This is a genomic window from Microvirga lupini, from assembly GCF_014191055.1.
Lineage (GTDB): Bacteria > Pseudomonadota > Alphaproteobacteria > Rhizobiales > Beijerinckiaceae > Microvirga > Microvirga lupini_A.
In genome coordinates this window covers 227304-244244 of sequence record NZ_JACHWB010000005.1, presented here as the reverse complement: position 1 = coordinate 244244, position 16941 = coordinate 227304, and the positions used below count along the sequence as shown (strand labels likewise).

Below are 16941 nucleotides of genomic sequence, written 5' to 3'. Positions count from 1 at the left end.
ATCGAGCTCGCCGACGGCGTGACGGTCGAGGAGATCAAGGCCAAGACGGCGGCGGACTTCAAGGTCGCCTTGAATGGCGGCCAGTCGAACGCGGCATAAGGCTCATCAAGTGCAAATGGAAAGCGGCCTGGAAGGGCCGCTTTTCTTATGGGCTGGAGGTGTCCGACGAGTTCGTGCTTTCCACCGCGACCTTTGGCCGTGTCTCTGCGCTGCGCACCAGCTGGATCACTGGAATGAGCCCGACCAGTACGATGACCAGGGCGGCTAGCGATCCGTCCTCGAAGCGCCCGCGCGAGGCATGGGTGTAGACAAGCGTCGAGAGCGTCTCCGTGTTGAGAGGCCGCAGCAGCAGGGTCGCGGGCAGCTCCTTGATGCAGTCGACGAAGATCAGCAGGGCTGCGCTCGCCAGGGCAGGGCGCATGAGCGGAATCTGGATGGACCAGACCATCTCCCGCCGCGAGGCGCCGAGGGTACGAGCCGCATCCTCCAGGCTGGGGGAGACGCGGTCGAGACCCGCCGAGAGGGAGCCCGTTGCAATCGACAGAAAGCGGATCACGTAGGCAATGATGATGCCACCGGCGGCCCCCATGAGCAGGAGGCCCAGGCGCTCTCCGGTCAGGTGACGCCAGATCGTGCCAATGAAGTTGTCGAATCCGACCAAGGGCGTCATGAGCCCCAGCGCCAGCACAGTACCCGGCAGCGCATAGCCGAGTCCCGCCACGAAGAGCGCTCCCTTGGTAAGGGAGTTCTTGGATAGGCGGGCTGCCGACACCAGCAGAACTGCGATAGCCAGCACCACAATTGTTGCAACCACGGAGAGGCCGATGGTCGTCATGAAATGGGCGAGGAAATCGCTGTCGAATTGATCGACTAGGCTGCCGCGCAGGGTCTCGCGCAGCAGGAATCCCGTTGGCAGGATGAAGCCCATGAGGACGGGCAGGGCGCAGAGCAGGGTCGCCGTCCAGGCGCGTCCGCCAACGAGTGGAACGGGATGGACCGTGCGATGACGTTTCGGCGAGAGGGCATAGCGCCTGTCCCGCCGTCCGTAGCGCTCGATCAGGATCAGGCTGACGACGAAGATCAGCATGACGCAGGCAATCTGTGCCGCGCCTGCGAGGCTGCCGCGATTGAGCCAGGTGTTGTAGACGGAGACCGTCAGCGTGCGCACCCCAAGATATTCGCTGGCCCCGATGTCGTTGAGCCCCTCCAGCAGCGCCAGCGATACGCCGACCGCGAGCGCTGGCCGGGCCAGTGGAAGGGCGATGATCCGAAAAAGCTTGATGCGGCTCGCACCCAGGGTGCGCGCCACTTCCAGCATGCTGGCGCTCTGCGTCAGGAACATCGCCCGTGCTGCGATGTAGATGTAGGGATAGAGCACCACGGACAGAACGAGGATGCAGCCGGGCAGCGAGCGGATCTCAGGAAACCAGTAATCGGCCCGTGAGCGCCAGCCCATGAGGTCGCGAAGCGCCATCTGCACGAGGCCGGCGGAGTCGAAGATCTCCACGTAGATATAGGCCGTGATGTAGGTCGGCACGGCGAGCGGCAGCGGCAGGAGCCACACCAGGATGCCGCGTCCGGGGAAACGGTGGGCGGTGACGAGCCAGGCGGTCGTGATGCCCATGGAACCCGCCACGATGGCAACGCCGATGAGCAGGGCGAGCGTGTCGATCGTGCTGGCCGGCAGCACGTTGGCGATGAGATGCGGCCAGATCTCTGCATCGCCCTCGGCCGCAATGCCGATGAGCGCACCGACAGGCAGAACGACCAGCAGGCCGACAGCGACCACGGCGGCGGAGAGCCACCACGGAATCCGCTTTGTTTTCGTCCTGGGCGATGAGCCGATGGCAGAGTGGGTCTTGGCGATCACGGTCAAATGGAAACGGCGCCACCGTCATCGGCAGCGCCTCTCTGAAAAAGAAGAGGGCGGCTGAATGAGCCGCCCATTGTCTTATTGGTCGAAGCCAACCTTGTCGACCAGCTCGCTGGCCTTCTTGCGGAACTTGGCGATCTCGGCGATCTGCACGTTGTCGGCCTTGAGCTCGCCGAAGGAGGCGATCGTCGGGTGGATCTTGATGCCGGCCTTGATCGGGTATTCCGAGTTGAGCTCGGCATGGATCTGCTGGGACGCGTCGGAGACCATGTACTCCATGAACTTCACGGCGTTGGCCTTGTTCGGAGCGTTCTTCGCCAGCGCGAGGCCGGAGACGTTCACGTGCGTGCCGCCGCCCTCGAAGGTCGGGAGGATCACGTTGATCGCCTGGCCCCACTTCTTCTGCTCCTCGTCCTTGCCGTTGAGCATGAGCGAGACGTAGTAGGTGTTGCCGACGGCGATGTCGCAGACCCCGGCCAGGATGTCCTTGGCCTGCTCGCGGTCGCCGCCCGAGGGCTTCTTGGCAAGGTTTGCCTTCACGCCCTTCAGCCATTCCTCGGCCTTCGCCTCGCCCTTGTGGGCGATCATCGCGGCGATCAGGCTGATGTTGTAGAGGTGCTGGCCCGAGCGGATGCAGACCTTGCCCTTCCATTTGGGATCGGCAAGCTCCTCGTAGGTGATCTTGTCCTGCTTCACGCGCTCCTTGGAGGCGTAGACGACGCGGCCGCGCAGGGCGATGCCGAACCAGTGGCCCTCGGGATCGCGATAGGCTGCCGGAATGACCTTCTCCAGCGCCTCCGACTTCACGGCTTGAGTCACGCCGTAGTCCTTGGCGGCTGCCAAGCGGCCGATATCGACCGTGATGATCACGTCGGCCGGGCTGTTCGCGCCCTCGGTGCGGATGCGCTCCTCAAGGCCGTTGTTGATGAAGATCGTATTGACCTTGATGCCGGTCTCTTTGGTAAACTCGTCGAGGACGGGCTTGATCAGGCCGGGCTCGCGGGTGGTGTAGATGTTGAGTACTTCCTCAGCCGAGGCGGAGAGGCTCGATCCGGCCAGAGCACCAAGAGCAGCCGCTCCGCAGAGCAGGCCGCGCGCAAACGAGATGTTCGCCATCATAGGTTCCTTCACAATCGATTATGGCGGCGTAGTGCCGTGTCCCATTGATGCTGCAAGAACCATGATCGGACTTTGCGGTCAATCAAAAACCAGATTGAAATCAATAACTTATAAGAATTCTAAACTGCAGGATCTTATAATTCTTCTAAGCTGAGGCTGCCTTCCTGACCGTCTCGACCTCCGGCAGAGCGGCACGAAGACGGATGATCTCCTCTTCCATTTTCTCCATGTTGGCGAACAGCCGCTCGCTGGCGAGCCGCAGGAAGTAGAAGCCGAATTGCGGGTTCTGGAAATAGAGCTGGCGCACCTCGTCATAGGAGATGCTCAACACTTCGCCTGCCTCGATGCATTCCAGGGTCTGCGTGCGGGTGTTGTCCGGTGAGAGAAAGCCCATCTCGCCGACCACCTGGCCCTGAACCAGCTCTATGCCGATCTGCTTCAGGCGGTAGCGGCCGGAGATCGTGTAGAACATGCAGGTGGCGACGTCGCCCTTGGCGAACAGCACCTCGCCGGCCTTGGTCTTGCGGCGGGTCATGAAGGGCTTGAGCCACTCCATCGACAGATCGCTCTTGGACGCTTGCTTCACGCGCTTGATCAGGCCGAGCATCTGATACAGACGCACGCTGTTGATCGGCAACAAAATCAGATTAGCCACGACGCCCGCAGTATTGCCCAGATGGGCGGCGACGATCAGGGAGCAGATATTGGCGACGATCCCGATGCAGCGCAGCGGGATGATCGTTTTCATCGCGCAGCCCGCAATGGCGAGAGCTGCCCCCAGCCAGCCTACGGCTTCAAACCAGGTTATGGACCAAGTCATAAAATCCCGCCCGCATTCTTATATCCCGTTAGGGCATATACCACCGGAATAGGAATCTGCGCCAGCTACGCATTGGCGCAGTGTGGCGGCCTCGAAAGGAGGATCTCTGAGCCGATCGGGTAAGCGGCCTGTGTCTTAGGGGATCAGGAGCGGGGGGCAGCCTGGCCCGGGACGCTCAACGTGCGGCGCTGAACCGTCGTGCGGGCACTCTGGCTGGTAGCGTTGCCCCTTGGGGCTTGGCCCGAAACCGACGGCGGGGGCGGAACAGGATCGCGCGGCAGAACGCCGACAGGGCCCGTGGAGGCAACGCAGCCGCCGAGGGTGAAGCCGGCAAGAATGAGTGCGGGAACGGTGATGATACGCATGTTTGGCTCCACAAGAATCGCTGGAGAAGCTAGACCATACGTAAGGGAAGTCGAGTCCTGTGCGGACTTAGGAAAGTTGCAGTTCGGGCCTCCTCGGCAGGGCCGTGAAGCCTAGTTATTGTCTACAGCCTTGAGAGGGGCCCATGGAGGACCGTGAGTTCGTGCATATGCGGGCGTCAGCGCTAACGGTGGGAGCAGGGAGCCGGATCATGGGAGGCCTGATCCTCCTTGTCCTCTGCACAGGGTCGGCAGCGGCCAAATGTCAGGACGCGCCCGGTCCGGGTGCCGACTGGTCCGGATGCTCCAAAGCGCGCCTCGTCCTCGCCGGTGAGGATCTGACCGGGACCATTTTCCGACGGTCCCTGCTGACGTTGAGCGACTTCGCAGCATCGAAAATGGCAGGGGCCAACCTGAGCGAGACCGAGGTGAGCCGCACCCGCTTCGAGGGAGCGGACCTGTCGCGCGCCGACTTCACCAAGGCCCTCGGCTGGCGCGCCAATTTCGGGCAGGCCAATTTGACCGGAGCCATGTTCGTCCTGTCGGACATGAACCGCTCCAATTTCGCCCAGGTCAGGGCCGCAGGGGCGAATTTCAACAAGGCCGAGCTGAACCGCTCCGATTTCAGCGGCGCGGATCTGACGGGGGCGAACCTCTCCAAGGCCGAACTCGCCCGTGTGCTCTTTCAGAGCGCCAAAGTGACAGGGGTGGATTTCAGCTACTCCAACGTGTCCCGCGCGGGTCTCAGCGGACTTGATCTTCAGGGGGCAAATTTCACCGGGACATACATGTTCCTGGCTCAGGTCGGCGGTTCGGACCTGAGCCGCGCTGTCGGCCTCACCCAGGCTCAGATCGACATTGCCTGTGGCACGGCTCAGACCAAACTTCCGGAGGGGTTATCTCAGCCGAAATCCTGGCCCTGCAAGGAAGAGGAGGACTGATCGCCCGGCCGTTGCTGAAACCAACCCCGAGCGTAGCCGTTATCTCATCGAAGGGTTTTCGGGTTGGGAGCCGGGTACCTGTTTCCTTGAAGGCCTTCCTTATCGCTGAAGGAGTGCGTTCGATTTGACCACGCTCAAGGAATTCGAGGATGCCCTGCGTGAGCAGGGAATGCACATGGCGCTCGCGATCCTGCAGAAGCTTAGGGAGCGGGATCGCACCAAGCGTTCAGTGACACCAGCGCGACGGATCGCCGGGAAGAAGATGACGCCGGAACTGGCGCGGCGCATCTTGGAGCTTCACGCCACGACGGAGATGACTCAGCAGGAAATCGCCTTTCAGCTCGGTGTCAACCAGGGCCGCGTGAACGAGGTGATCAAGCGCGGCAAGTGGCTGGACGACAACCCGTCCGCCCCGGAGGCCATCGCACGGGACCAAGCCAAAGCGCGCATGGCCACTCCAAACGATCGGAAGCGAACTGGAAACCGCGAGATTAGGGCCGCGGCACCTTCCGACAGAAAGCGTCCGAACCCGAAGGCAAGCGGCCAGGCTCAATTGCTGCTGGGCGATCTCTAGAGCATCGGATTGGATCCGCTTTTGGGATCCAATCCGATGATTCAACTTTTGGCTGGCGCATCGTTCGGATCCAGCGGGCGCCAAAGGCGATGCTTCCAGAAAAAACCCCGCCCGGTAGGGCAGGGTTGAGTGATCTCCTCGCCTTCGGTTGTCAAGCCGAAAACATGACTATTAGCGCATGTGAAATAAGTATTGTCAATTCGATTTAAAGTTCTTACTAGGAGAATTGTTTTCTATTTGCTTGGATAATATTCTTTATATCAAAAGTAGTACTACTATTTTGCCTATTGAATACTTACAGATTTTCCTGGTGTTGCGTCTTTGTCATAGCCTTGGCTTTGGAAATAAGCGTAGTTTTCTCCCGTGAGTCCTCACATAAAGGGGTTACGGTTATGAGAAAGTGCGTAATTAACCTCCTTGCAGGGGTTGCAGGCGTGACGCTTGCTGCAGCCGCTGCCTCAGCTGCCGACCTTCCCGTCCGCTCCGCTCCTCCAGCACCGATCATCGCGGCTGCCCCCATTTTCACCTGGACGGGCTTCTATGCCGGTGTGAATGCCGGCTGGGGCTGGCGCAACGATGATAGTGAGTCCGTAATCATCGGCGGCGGGGCCCCTGGTACGCTGTTCTTCGACAACAACAATGACGGCGGCTTCACGGGCGGCGCCCAGATCGGGTACAACTACCAGATCGGATCGTTCGTGCTCGGTCTTGAGACCGATATCCAGTGGGCCGACACCAATCAGGACGTGCGGGTCAGCTTCGTGCCGGCCGCGGCTCCTGGGACCTTCGTGCCCGGTGAGTTCAGAGATGACCTGTCAGACTGGTTCGGCACGTTGCGTGTGCGTGCGGGTGTCGCATTCGATCGGGTCCTGATCTACGCCACCGGCGGTCTGGCCTATACGGATAACAACACGGGCTGGGTCGCTGGCGGCGGTGTCGAATGGGCATTGCCGGTGAACTGGTTCGGTTCCTCAGCCGTCACATTCGGCGTCGAGGGGCTCTGGCTCGGCTTCGACGACGACAATGACAACGGCGACGGCTTCGTCGGAACGTTCACGCCTAGCGGAGGCGGGCCGGCGGTCGACGTATTCGCGCCAGATATCGGCAACGACGACAACGACTTCTTCATTGCCCGTGCCAAGCTGAACTTCAAGTTCGGCACCTATTGATATCGTCGCATCATCAACAGAACTGGCCCGGGGCAACCCGGGCCTACTTTTGTTCGTAGGATCGGGCGAAGGGGCAGTGGCAGGTGCTGAAGAGGAGAATGGCCGCGACCCGTCCTTGGAGGATCTGTGGTCGCGGCCCCGGCCCGTAGTTGCCCCCACGGGAAGCTCAGCTCTAGACCCGGAAAACGTGACCTCATTGAGGCGCTGTTCCGGCTACAAAAAATTTTTCAAAAAACTTTGGAACTAACTTTTGGCACCTGCGTTATTAGGCATCTCCGGTCATTTTTGCCCCTACGGCCGGACACCTTAGAGCACCCTTTGGGGTGCTCTTTCTTTTTGTGATTCCTCATCTTTTCCGGTTTTTCCGAATCACCGTCGAGCTTGAGCTTATGAACTGAGAGTCAGGCGTTCAAGGCTGGTAAGCTTGGCTGTCATTGCATTCACGCAAAGCCGGATTGCCGGGATGAAAGCGGAGCGGTTCAATCGTATTTGCGCTCATCGGCGATGACCTTCCCGTCGTTCGGGAGCGCCCCGGGCGGGGTAAGGGTCACGATGCCCTTCAACTTGGCGACGCTTTGCAACGTCGCGCCGACGGCAGCGGCGAGGTCATCGCTGGGCTTGGCCGTTTCCGCCGCCAGGGTCATCGCGTCCGTCTCGCCCTCGCGGGTTACGATCAGGCGCAGGCGCCCCAGCTCCGGATGTCGCCGGCCGATCTCCGCCACCTGCTCGGGGCGCACGAACATGCCCTTGACCTTTGTGGCCTGATCGGCCCGGCCCATCCAGCCCTTGACGCGCATATTGGTGCGCCCGCAGGAACTCGCACCCGCCATGACGGCGGTCAGATCGCCAAGGGCCAAGCGAACGAAGGTGTGGTGCGGATCGAGGGTGGTGACGACGATCTCGCCCACCTCGCCTTCAGCAACAGGGTCGCCGGTTCCTGGCCGGACAATCTCGACGATGATGTCCTCATTCACCACAAGCCCTTCGCGCCCGGCGGTCTCATAGGCGATGAAGCCGAGATCAGCCGTGGCGTAGGCCTGATAAGCCTCGATGCCCTTGGAGGAGAACTCCTCCTGCAGCGACTTCGGGAAGGCTGCCCCCGACACGAGCGCGCGCCTGATCGACGACATGTCGCGTCCCGCCACCGCAGCGCTGTCGAGCAGGATCTTGAGAAAGTCCGGCGTGCCGCAATAGGCAACCGGGCGGTAGGCCTCGATCAGCTCGAATTGCTGCTCTGTGTTGCCGGGACCGGCCGGAATGACGGCACAACCTAGGGCCCGCGCGCCGGAATCCATGATGAAGCCGCCGGGAGTGAGATGATAGCTGAAGGTATTGAGTACCACGTCGCCGCGCCGAAAGCCTGCGGCGAACAATCCGCGCGCGGATCGCCATGGATCGGCGACAGCTGCCTCCGGCTCGAAGATCGGACCGGGTGACGTGAAGAGGCGGCCGAATGAGCCTGGCGCATCGCCCACGAAGCCCCCAAAGGGGAGGGCGGCCTTCTGCAGCCCCGGCAGTTCGGCTTTGCGCAGCACGGGCAAGGTCGCGAGAGCCTCGCGGCTCACGATACCGGCGGGATCGATGCCGTTCAGCCGCTCGGCATAGGCCGGCGAACGCATAGCCTGCTTCAGGATTCCAGGAAGCCGCGCGAAGAGCGAAGCCTCGCGCTCGGCGGGATCACGGGTTTCGAGAGCATCATAATGATCTGCCAAGAGCGTGTCCCTCGTTCAACTTGATGGTGTTTGGAGAGATCGCCGGTGCTGTCCGATGATCTCTCCCGTAACATGCCAGTCCAGACAGAGTTTTAGGCGCGGGCCATATGGGCGTTCGCAATCGACGCCTGCAGCGGATCCGGTCCGAACTGGTTTGGTCCAACAGTGCCGTGCTGGCAGAAGAATACGATCAGCACGATGGCGCCAACCACTGGGATGAGGCCGAGCAGCAGCCACCAGCCCGACTTGTCGGTATCGTGCAGGCGGCGTACGCCAGCCGCAATACTGGGGACCAGAAGAGCCAGAGTGGCGATGAAATAGAGGACCGGAATGTCGCCGAAGATCGCAGAGTCCAGAACGCTGGCGACGATGTTCACGACCACCATGAACAGGAAGAAGTACCAGTACTCCGAACGCTGGGCGCGTCCTGAGAAGGTGGCGTATTTGTTGAGACAGATTCTGATTGCTTGAGAAAAGTCCATGGAGTGCCCCCAGTAACGTATAGCGTGAGCAATTCACCTCTCACGGGAACGGACCCTAAGAAAAGCTATGACGTTGCGTCAAGTGCGGTTCGGCACATACCAAGCTCAAGCCAACCAGCGCTTGCGCCGCTTATAGCTCTTCACGGCGCGGAAGGATTTGCGATCGCCCTCCGACACGCCGAGATAGAACTCCTTCACGTCCTCGTTCTCGCGAAGCATCTGCGCCGGCCCGTCCATCACCACGCGTCCGGTCTCAAGGATGTAGCCGTAGGTGGCGTATTTGAGCGCCATGTTGGTGTTCTGCTCCGCGAGCAGGAAGGACACGCCCTCCGTCGCATTGAGCTTGCGCACGATCTCGAAGATCTCCTCGACGATCTGTGGTGCGAGCCCCATGGAAGGTTCGTCGAGCAGGATCATCGAGGGCTTGGACATCATGGCCCGGCCGATGGCGCACATCTGCTGCTCGCCGCCGGAAGTGTAGCCCGCCATGGATGTGCGCCGCTGCTTGAGACGCGGGAAGTATTCGTAGATCGCTTCTAGGTCGCGCCGGATGGCGGCATTGCCGTCTTTGCGCGTGAAGGCGCCGGTGAGCAGGTTTTCTTCAATGGTGAGATGGCCGAAGCAGTGGCGGCCCTCCAGCACCTGGATGCAGCCACGGCGCACGAGTTCGTTCGGCGAGAGCTTGTCGACGCGCTCGGCATTGAATTGGATCGAGCCCTTCGTCACCTCGCCGCGCTCGGCCCGCAGCAGGTTGGAGATGGCCTTCAGGGTCGTTGTCTTGCCAGCGCCGTTCGCACCAAGGAGCGCCACGATGCCGCCCTTGGGCACGGTGAGCGAGACACCTTTGAGCACGAGGATCACGTGGTCGTAGACGACCTCGATGTTATTGACCGTGAGGACGGTTTGGGCAGGAGCAGGCTGTAAAGCGGCGGTCATGAAAGCCTCTCAACCCTCTCCCCTCTGCGGGAGAGGGTGGCGAACGGAGTGAGCCGGGAGAGGGGCAGTCATCGAGCAAACTCGGTCCCTCTCCCGACCCTTGTTGACACAAGGGTCACCCTCTCCCGCGAAGGGGAGAGGGTTAGGTTCTCAGCTCGCCTTGTCGCAAGCCTCAGTGCGCTTGGGCCAGCCGGCGTTCTTTTCGGCATAGTCCTTCGCTGCGGCCTCAAGCTGCCCTTTCACGCGGTCGGTCATGGGCTCGATGGGATTGGAGATCTTCACCCACTTGGTGCCGTCCCATTCCTGCATGAAGGCGGCACGGTGGCCATTGTGATCGGCGCAGGACAGCACGAGCTGGTCGGTGAAGCCCTCGAGGCCGAGCTCCTTCAGGCGCGCCGGATCGAGCTTGATGTTCTCCATGCCGCGGCGCACGTCCTCGCCGGTCACGGCCTTCTTGCCGGTGAGCTTCTGCGCAGTAGCAATACCCTCCGCGATCAGCAGCGAGTTGTAGACGCCACGGTTGTAGAGAAGCTCGCCGACCTTGTCCTTCGGAGCCTTGGAGAGGCCCTTGTCGACCACATGCTTCTGGATGTCCTGGATCGCCGGGAAGTTCGTTCCCACCGCGTGCCAGTTGAGCATCTTGAAGCCCTTGGCGCCAGCGCCGCCGGAACGGGCGTCATCCTCGCCCGGCCACCAGACCGAGTAGAACTTGTCGATCGGATAGCCCGAGCGCACGGCTTCCTTCACGGCCGCGCCGTTCATGGAGCCCCAGCCCCACATGATCATGTAGTCGGGGCGGTCGCGGCGGGCGCTTAGCCATTGCGAGGACTGGTTCTGCATGTCCTGCGCGGCAACCGGGTAAAGGGCGACTTCGAAGCCGATATCCTTCGCCAGTTCCTGGAGCAGCGGAATCGGCTCCTTGCCGAAGGCGGCGTCGAGATGCAGGAAGCCGATCTTCTTGCCCTTCAGTTTCTCCAGGCCGCCTTCCTTCTCGCCGATGTACTTCACGATCATCGAGAGGCCGTCCCAGTAGGTGGCCGGCGGGTTGAACACCCAGGGGAAGATGTCGCCGCGGGCCGAGGCCGAGAGGCCATAGGCCATGGACAGGATCGGGATCTTGTCCACGGAGGCGCGCGGAATGAGCGGCAGGGTGATGCCGGTCGACCACGGGTTCACGATGACAGGATTTTTGCCCTTCACCGATTCATAGCACTCGACGCCCTTCTTGGTGTCATAGCCGGTCTCGCATTCCTCGAGAACGAGCTTCACGCCGCCGATGCCGCCGTCGCGCTCATTGAGCATGCGCAGGTAATCGTGCATGCCGTCGGCAATGGGGGTGCCGGAACCGGCGAAGGGGCCGGTGCGGTAGGTGAAGAGGGGAACATAGACCGAGTCCTGCGCCAGCGCAGGCAGGGCCATGCCGGCGAGCATCGTCGCGGCGGCTAATCCAAGACCAATTTTGCGAAACGACATGATTGCGTTTCCTCCCGTTGTATCGACCGGTGGCCGAATTCTTGTTCCGTCTTTTCGTCTCCTTGGGGCTCACCGTCAGTAGGGGAACGGCCACACCAGGAGCTTCTGCTTGCCGATCTGCCAGAGCCGCGCGAGGCCGTGCGGTTCGACGATCAGGAAAAAGATGATGAGCGCGCCCACGATCATGAAGCGCAGGTGCTCGATTACGTCCGCGCCCACCGAGATGCCGAAGGGTGACAGCATGGCCGGTAGCACGATGCCGAGAACGATCGGCAGGATGAAGATGAGCGCTGCGCCGAAGAACGAGCCGATGAGACTGCCCAGTCCTCCGATAATCACCATGAACAGGATGAAGAAGGACTGGTTGATGTTGAACACGTCGTATTCCGCGCCGCCATACCACAGGAACACTAGGAGCGCGCCGGCAACGCCGCAATAATAGGACGATACCGCGAATGCCAGCAGCTTGGTCTGCAAGGGCCGAATGCCCATGAGTTCGGCTGCCAGATCCATGTCGCGGATCGCGATCCACATACGGCCGATACGACCGTGGACGAGGTTCGAGGCGAGCCAGGTGAGCAGGATCACGATAGTCAGCACCACGAGATAGCGCGTCTGCGGCGTGGCGTTCGGACCCATGATCGGTGTGCCGAACAGGGTGCGCAGCGGGGCATCGAGCGCGCCCGAGACGTTGTAGTTCACCAGCCACGGAATGCGGATGAAGCACCATTGCAGGAAGAACTGCGCGGCAAGCGTCGCAACCGCCAGATAGAATCCCTTGATGCGCAAGGAGGGCAGTCCGAACAGGGCACCGATGGCGGCGGAGAAGAAGCCGGAGACGAAGATCCAGACGATGACGTTCACCTCCGGGAAGGCCGTCATCAGCTTGTAGCAGGCATATGCCCCCACGCCCATGAAGGCGCCGGTGCCCAACGACAAGAGGCCCGTATAGCCGGTCAGGATGTTGAGCCCGATGGAGGCAAGCGAGAACACCAAGAATGGAATTAGAACCGCTTGGAGCAGGAAGTCACTTCCCATGAAGGCCAGGGCATAGGCGGCGATGATGATGAGGCCGAGCCCGATCCTGTCCTGGCGCAGGGGGAAGATGGCGCTGTCTGCCACATAGTTGGTTTTGAACTGGCCGGCCTCACGGTAGAGCACAGAAAGACCCCTCTTAAATCCGTTCGATGATCTTTTCGCCGAACAGACCCTGCGGCCTGTAGAGCAGGAAGAGCAGGGCGATCACATAGGCAAGCCACGTCTCGATGCCGCCGCCCACGAGCGGGCCCCAGTAGAACTCGCCGATCTTCTCGCCCACCCCGATGATGAGCCCGCCGATGATGGCGCCGGGGATGGAGGTGAATCCGCCGAGGATGAGAACAGGCAGCGCCTTCAGCGCGATGATCTGGAGCGAGAAGGATACGCCGGAGCGGGCGCCCCACATGATGCCTGCCACCAGCGCCACGATGCCGGCGGCAAACCAGACGATGACCCAGATCTGGTTGAGCGAGATGCCGACGGAGAGCGCCGCCTTATGGCTGTCCGCCACCGCGCGCAGCGCCCGGCCGATCCGGGTCTTGGAGAAGAACACCGCCAGCAAGCCGATCATAATCGACGCAATGATGGCGGCCGCAATGTCGAGGTGCTGGAAGCGCACCATTCCGCCCAGCATGTCCAGTTCCGTCGTGCCCTGGGGCAGGAACAAGGCATCGGTGATCATTTCCTTCGGATTGCCGCCGAAGATGAGTTCGCCGAAGCCGATGAGGAAGTAGGTGAGCCCGAAGGTCGCCATAAACAGGATGATGTCGGGCTGATTGACCAGCGGTCGTAGCACCACTCGCTCCACCACGACCGCGAGAACGAGCATGACGAGCACCGCAAGGATCAGCGCTAGAAAGGCCGGTACGCCCTTCTCATAGAGGCCCACAAGAGTCAGGGCCGCGAACACGACCATAATGCCTTGCGCGAAGTTGAACACGCCCGAGGCCTTGAAGATCAGCACGAAGCCGAGCGCGATCAACGCGTAGAGCACGCCGGAAACGAGGCCTTCCCAGAGGGTCTGGATCAGGAGATCCGGCGCCTCGCCCATGAAGACGAAGGGCTCGATGAAAACCTTATAGAGAATGTCCATCGCCCGCCCTCAATGCGCCACGCCGAGATAGGCATCGATCACGCGCTGGTCGCCCTTGACCTCGGATGGCGTGCCATCGGCGATCTTACGCCCGTATTCCAGCACCACGACTCGGTCGGAGAGGTCCATCACCACGCCCATGTCGTGCTCAATGAGCGCGATGGTGGTGCCGTATTGCTGGTTCACCTCGAGAATGAAGCGCGACATGTCCTCCTTCTCCTCGAGGTTCATGCCGGCCATGGGCTCGTCGAGGAGCAGCAGCTCCGGCTCCATGGCAAGCGCGCGCCCGAGCTCGACCCGCTTCTGCAGGCCGTAGGGAAGGCGGCCCACGGGGGTCTTGCGGATGTGCTGGATCTCGAGGAAGTCGATAATCTCCTCCACGAAGCGGCGATGCGCGACCTCCTCCTTCATGGCCGGGCCGTGGCGGAAGAGCTGCCAGAAGAAGTTCGAATCCATCTTGATGGAGCGGCCAGCCATGATGTTGTCGAGTGTCGACATGCTCTTGAAGAGGGCCACGTTCTGGAACGTGCGGGCGATGCCGCCTCGCGCCGCCTCGTAGGGGCGCATCTTCGGGCGCTTCACGCCCTTGAAGGTGATGCGTCCTTCCGTCGGGTAGTAGAAGCCGTTGATGCAGTTGAGCATCGAGGTCTTGCCGGCGCCGTTGGGACCGATGATGGCGCGGATCTCGCTCTTGCGGATGTCGAAGGACACGTCCGTGAGCGCCTTCACGCCACCGAAGCCGAGCGAGACGTTCTCCACGGCCAGCAGCACGTCGCCTTTGGCGAAGACGGGGTTGTCGGGCGCTCTCATTCCGCGGCCTCCAGTACATGCCCGTTCTCGGCCGGATAGAGCTTCATGTCCTTGATCTTGACCCGTGCGGAGATCACGCCCTTGCGGCCGTCCTCGAAGGTGACCTCCGTCGAGATGTCTGCCTCGGTGGAGCCGTCATAGAGCGCCTGGATGAGGGGATTGTAGCGCTCGGCGATGAAGCCGCGGCGCACCTTCTGCGTGCGCGTGAGCTCGCCGTCATCGGCATCGAGTTCCTTGTGCAGGATCAGGAACCGCTTGATCTGCGCGCCGCCCATGCGCGGCTCGGAAGCCAGCGAGCGGTTCACCTCGTCCACGTGCTTCTCGATCATGTCGTAGACGCGGGGATGACCGGCAAGCTCCTGATAGGAGGCGTAGGTGACGCCGTTCCGCTCGGCCCAGTTGCTCACGGCCACGAGGTCGATATTGATGAAGGCCGCCACATAATCCCTGCCGTCGCCGAAGCAGACCGCCTCCTTGATGTTGGGATAGAACTTCAGCTTGTTCTCGACGTATTTCGGCGGAAAGAGCGCGCCGTCCCGCATCTTGCCCACGTCCTTCGCCCGGTCGATGATCTTGAGATGGCCGTTCTGGTCGAAGAAGCCGGCATCGCCTGAATGCACGAAGCCGTCGGGCGTTTTGGTCTCTGCGGTTTTCTCGTCGTCCTTGTAATAGCCCACGAAGACACCGGGGGAGCGGTAGAGCACCTCGCCGTTATCCGCGATGCGGATTTCCACCTGGGGAGCGGGGCGGCCCACCGTGTCGGCGCGAATCTCGCCGTCGGGCTGCATGGTGATGTAGACGGAAGCTTCCGTCTGTCCGTAGAGCTGCTTCAGGTTCACCCCGATGGAGCGGTAGAAGCGGAAGATTTCGGGACCGATGGCCTCGCCCGCCGTGTAGCCCACTTTCACGCGCGTCATGCCGAAGCGGTTGCGCAGCGGCGCATAGACGAGCACGTTGCCGAGCTGCCATAGAAAGCGGTCCCACAAGCCGACGCCCGGCTCCCGGTTCAGGATCTTCTCACCGACCTTGTTGGCGTGATTGATGAAGGTGTGGAACATGTGCCGTTTCAGCGAGCCGGCATCCTCGATGCGCACCATGGTGAGCGTCAGCATGCTCTCGAAGATGCGCGGCGGAGCGAAGACGTAAGTGGCGCCGATCTCGCGGCGGTCATCCGCCACCGTCTCCGGGCTCTCGGGGCAGTTGACGCAGAGGCCGGCGAGGAAGGCTTGCGCATAGGAGAAGATGTGATCGCCCACCCAGGCGATCGGCAGATAGGCCATGATCTCGTCGCTCTCGTCGAGCTTGTCGAAATCGCAACCGATTTGGGCTGCTGCGATCACCGCATCGGAGGTGAGCATCACACCCTTGGGGCGGCCCGTGGTGCCGGAGGTGTAGAGAATGATCGCAAGATCCGCGCCCTTACCCTCCTGCAGAGCCCGCTCGATGGCCTCAGCCTCCTGAGTCTCTGCCAGCCGGGCACGGCCCTCCTCGACGACGGATTGGATGGAGTGGAGGCGGCTGTGGTCGTAATCCCTCAGGCCCTTCTGCTCGTCATAGAGCACATGCTGCAACTGGGGCAGTTGCTCGGACACGGAAAGAAGCTTGTCGACCTGCTCCTGGTCCTGCACGGCCGCATGAGTCACTTCCGCATGGGCGAGCACATAGGCCATCTCGTCGGCAACGGAATCCGCATAGACGGGGATCGGGATCGCGCCAATCCATTGGGCCGCGGCGATGCTCCAGTAGAGATAGGGGCGGTTGTAGCCGATGATGGCGATCTTGCCGCCACGCTTCAGGCCGAGCGACTGCAGCCCACTGGCATAGGCCCGCACGATCTCGTGCACTTCGGCCCATGTCCAGGATTGCCAGATCCCTAAGTCCTTGTGCCGAAACGCCGTGCGGTTCGGGCGCGTGCGCGCGTTGCGCACGAGCAGTTTTGGAAATGTATCCGCGCGCGCATCTGCTGCCGTCGTCAAAGACGTCAACCTCCCTGGCATCCACGCGTCTTCCGGCGCGGTATGGCTACGTTCCCTCTTGATGCATGGCCGTATCGGCGCATGCACCTGCCGGTCTTTTGCCGGCTGTCCGTCTCCGGACTTCGTTAAGGAAGCATTCTGTCGCGCCGGTCCAGGGAGGGCAAGGTGCCATCATCCGCTACCATGGGCTAATACGCCGCCGGAGATCTGTTCCCGGCAGGTGCGTCTGCTGACCAGAATTTCAGGTGGTTCGTCTAAGGAACGGCCGTGAGGGCGGCAGGCTCGATTTCATCGGCCCTGACGAGGCGCTCGACCCCTACCGTGTTCTTGACCCGGAAGACGGCGTATCCGTCCGCCTTTGAAACCAGGCAGACGATGCAGTAGATGCGGTGATCCGCATAGCCTGAGGCGGGTCTGCTGATCCGGACAAGCTGTCCGATATGGAATGCCTCGTTCATGAGTGCCTCCACAATCTTCGAAGCAGGGGAGCGTGATACCAGCAGGATCGCCACGCGATCTGCCGTCTACAACTGTCAAGCTCGGATCCCCGCTTGCTTCCTTCT

Annotated in this window: 16 protein-coding genes; 3 read left to right on the top strand and 13 right to left on the bottom strand. The window is 61.6% G+C overall.

Annotated elements, in window-relative coordinates; all coding sequences use genetic code 11:
- Positions 1-145: 145 nt before the first annotated feature.
- The 4 genes from FHR70_RS18795 to FHR70_RS18780 all read right to left on the bottom strand — a co-directional run bounded on the left by FHR70_RS18795 (position 146) and on the right by FHR70_RS18780 (position 4177).
- Positions 146-1870, bottom strand: coding sequence for an ABC transporter permease (locus tag FHR70_RS18795; RefSeq protein ID WP_343058845.1), 1725 nt, complete (start codon positions 1868-1870; stop codon positions 146-148).
- 81 nt (positions 1871-1951) lie between these two features.
- Entirely contained in the window at positions 1952-2992 is a 1041-nt protein-coding gene (locus tag FHR70_RS18790; protein ID WP_183453024.1) for a Fe(3+) ABC transporter substrate-binding protein, read from the bottom strand.
- Between the two features lie 145 nt (positions 2993-3137).
- Complete coding sequence (locus FHR70_RS18785; protein ID WP_183453022.1) at positions 3138-3812, bottom strand: Crp/Fnr family transcriptional regulator; 675 nt, start codon at positions 3810-3812, stop codon at positions 3138-3140.
- A gap of 143 nt (positions 3813-3955) precedes the next feature.
- The gene (locus FHR70_RS18780; RefSeq protein WP_183453020.1) at positions 3956-4177 is read right to left on the bottom strand and encodes a hypothetical protein; all 222 of its coding nucleotides are present in this window, start codon (positions 4175-4177) and stop codon (positions 3956-3958) included.
- 209 nt (positions 4178-4386) lie between these two features.
- Between FHR70_RS18780 and FHR70_RS18775 the strand changes: the two genes are divergently transcribed.
- The 3 genes from FHR70_RS18775 (at position 4387) to FHR70_RS18765 (ending at position 6858) form a co-directional block, all read left to right on the top strand.
- A complete protein-coding gene (locus FHR70_RS18775; protein WP_183453018.1) occupies positions 4387-5115 on the top strand; it encodes a pentapeptide repeat-containing protein in 729 nt (242 codons plus the stop codon).
- Positions 5116-5239: 124 nt separating this feature from the next.
- On the top strand, positions 5240-5689 hold the full coding sequence (locus tag FHR70_RS18770) for a sigma-70 family RNA polymerase sigma factor (RefSeq protein ID WP_183453016.1): 450 nt from the start codon (positions 5240-5242) through the stop codon (positions 5687-5689).
- Between the two features lie 434 nt (positions 5690-6123).
- Complete coding sequence (locus tag FHR70_RS18765; protein ID WP_425487881.1) at positions 6124-6858, top strand: outer membrane protein; 735 nt, start codon at positions 6124-6126, stop codon at positions 6856-6858.
- Positions 6859-7337: 479 nt separating this feature from the next.
- On the opposite strand, the gene FHR70_RS18760 is transcribed toward FHR70_RS18765, so the two are convergent.
- From FHR70_RS18760 to FHR70_RS18720, 9 genes are all read right to left on the bottom strand, one after another.
- Complete coding sequence (locus FHR70_RS18760; RefSeq protein WP_183453012.1) at positions 7338-8570, bottom strand: phenylacetate--CoA ligase family protein; 1233 nt, start codon at positions 8568-8570, stop codon at positions 7338-7340.
- Between the two features lie 92 nt (positions 8571-8662).
- Positions 8663-9052: a DUF805 domain-containing protein gene (locus FHR70_RS18755; RefSeq protein ID WP_183453010.1), complete on the bottom strand. Its 390-nt coding sequence runs from the start codon at positions 9050-9052 to the stop codon at positions 8663-8665.
- 105 nt (positions 9053-9157) lie between these two features.
- Positions 9158-9988 (bottom strand): ABC transporter ATP-binding protein, encoded by an 831-nt coding sequence (locus FHR70_RS18750; protein ID WP_183453008.1) that lies wholly within the window; start codon positions 9986-9988, stop codon positions 9158-9160.
- A gap of 150 nt (positions 9989-10138) precedes the next feature.
- Entirely contained in the window at positions 10139-11461 is a 1323-nt protein-coding gene (locus FHR70_RS18745; RefSeq protein ID WP_183453006.1) for an ABC transporter substrate-binding protein, read from the bottom strand.
- A 75-nt stretch (positions 11462-11536) separates the two neighbouring features.
- Positions 11537-12622: an ABC transporter permease subunit gene (locus FHR70_RS18740; protein WP_183453004.1), complete on the bottom strand. Its 1086-nt coding sequence runs from the start codon at positions 12620-12622 to the stop codon at positions 11537-11539.
- Between the two features lie 13 nt (positions 12623-12635).
- A complete protein-coding gene (locus FHR70_RS18735; protein WP_183453002.1) occupies positions 12636-13592 on the bottom strand; it encodes a branched-chain amino acid ABC transporter permease in 957 nt (318 codons plus the stop codon).
- A gap of 9 nt (positions 13593-13601) precedes the next feature.
- On the bottom strand, positions 13602-14402 hold the full coding sequence (locus tag FHR70_RS18730; protein ID WP_183453000.1) for an ABC transporter ATP-binding protein: 801 nt from the start codon (positions 14400-14402) through the stop codon (positions 13602-13604).
- Entirely contained in the window at positions 14399-16399 is a 2001-nt protein-coding gene (locus tag FHR70_RS18725; RefSeq protein WP_183452998.1) for an AMP-dependent synthetase/ligase, read from the bottom strand. Before FHR70_RS18725 ends, FHR70_RS18730 begins: the two co-directional genes overlap by 4 nt.
- A gap of 233 nt (positions 16400-16632) precedes the next feature.
- A complete protein-coding gene (locus FHR70_RS18720; protein WP_183452996.1) occupies positions 16633-16836 on the bottom strand; it encodes a hypothetical protein in 204 nt (67 codons plus the stop codon).
- Positions 16837-16941: the final 105 nt, after the last annotated feature.

What these genes read in the sequence shown, in the direction of transcription:
- FHR70_RS18790 (WP_183453024.1), bottom strand. Translation starts at nt 2,992, where the DNA reads ATGATGGCGAACATCTCGTTTGCGCGCGGCCTGCTCTGCGGAGCGGCT.
- FHR70_RS18785 (WP_183453022.1), bottom strand. Translation starts at nt 3,812, where the DNA reads ATGACTTGGTCCATAACCTGGTTTGAAGCCGTAGGCTGGCTGGGGGCA.
- FHR70_RS18780 (WP_183453020.1), bottom strand. Translation starts at nt 4,177, where the DNA reads ATGCGTATCATCACCGTTCCCGCACTCATTCTTGCCGGCTTCACCCTC.
- FHR70_RS18775 (WP_183453018.1), top strand. Translation starts at nt 4,387, where the DNA reads ATGGGAGGCCTGATCCTCCTTGTCCTCTGCACAGGGTCGGCAGCGGCC.
- FHR70_RS18755 (WP_183453010.1), bottom strand. Translation starts at nt 9,052, where the DNA reads ATGGACTTTTCTCAAGCAATCAGAATCTGTCTCAACAAATACGCCACC.
- FHR70_RS18750 (WP_183453008.1), bottom strand. Translation starts at nt 9,988, where the DNA reads ATGACCGCCGCTTTACAGCCTGCTCCTGCCCAAACCGTCCTCACGGTC.
- FHR70_RS18745 (WP_183453006.1), bottom strand. Translation starts at nt 11,461, where the DNA reads ATGTCGTTTCGCAAAATTGGTCTTGGATTAGCCGCCGCGACGATGCTC.
- FHR70_RS18735 (WP_183453002.1), bottom strand. Translation starts at nt 13,592, where the DNA reads ATGGACATTCTCTATAAGGTTTTCATCGAGCCCTTCGTCTTCATGGGC.
- FHR70_RS18730 (WP_183453000.1), bottom strand. Translation starts at nt 14,402, where the DNA reads ATGAGAGCGCCCGACAACCCCGTCTTCGCCAAAGGCGACGTGCTGCTG.
- FHR70_RS18725 (WP_183452998.1), bottom strand. Translation starts at nt 16,399, where the DNA reads ATGCCAGGGAGGTTGACGTCTTTGACGACGGCAGCAGATGCGCGCGCG.
- FHR70_RS18720 (WP_183452996.1), bottom strand. Translation starts at nt 16,836, where the DNA reads ATGAACGAGGCATTCCATATCGGACAGCTTGTCCGGATCAGCAGACCC.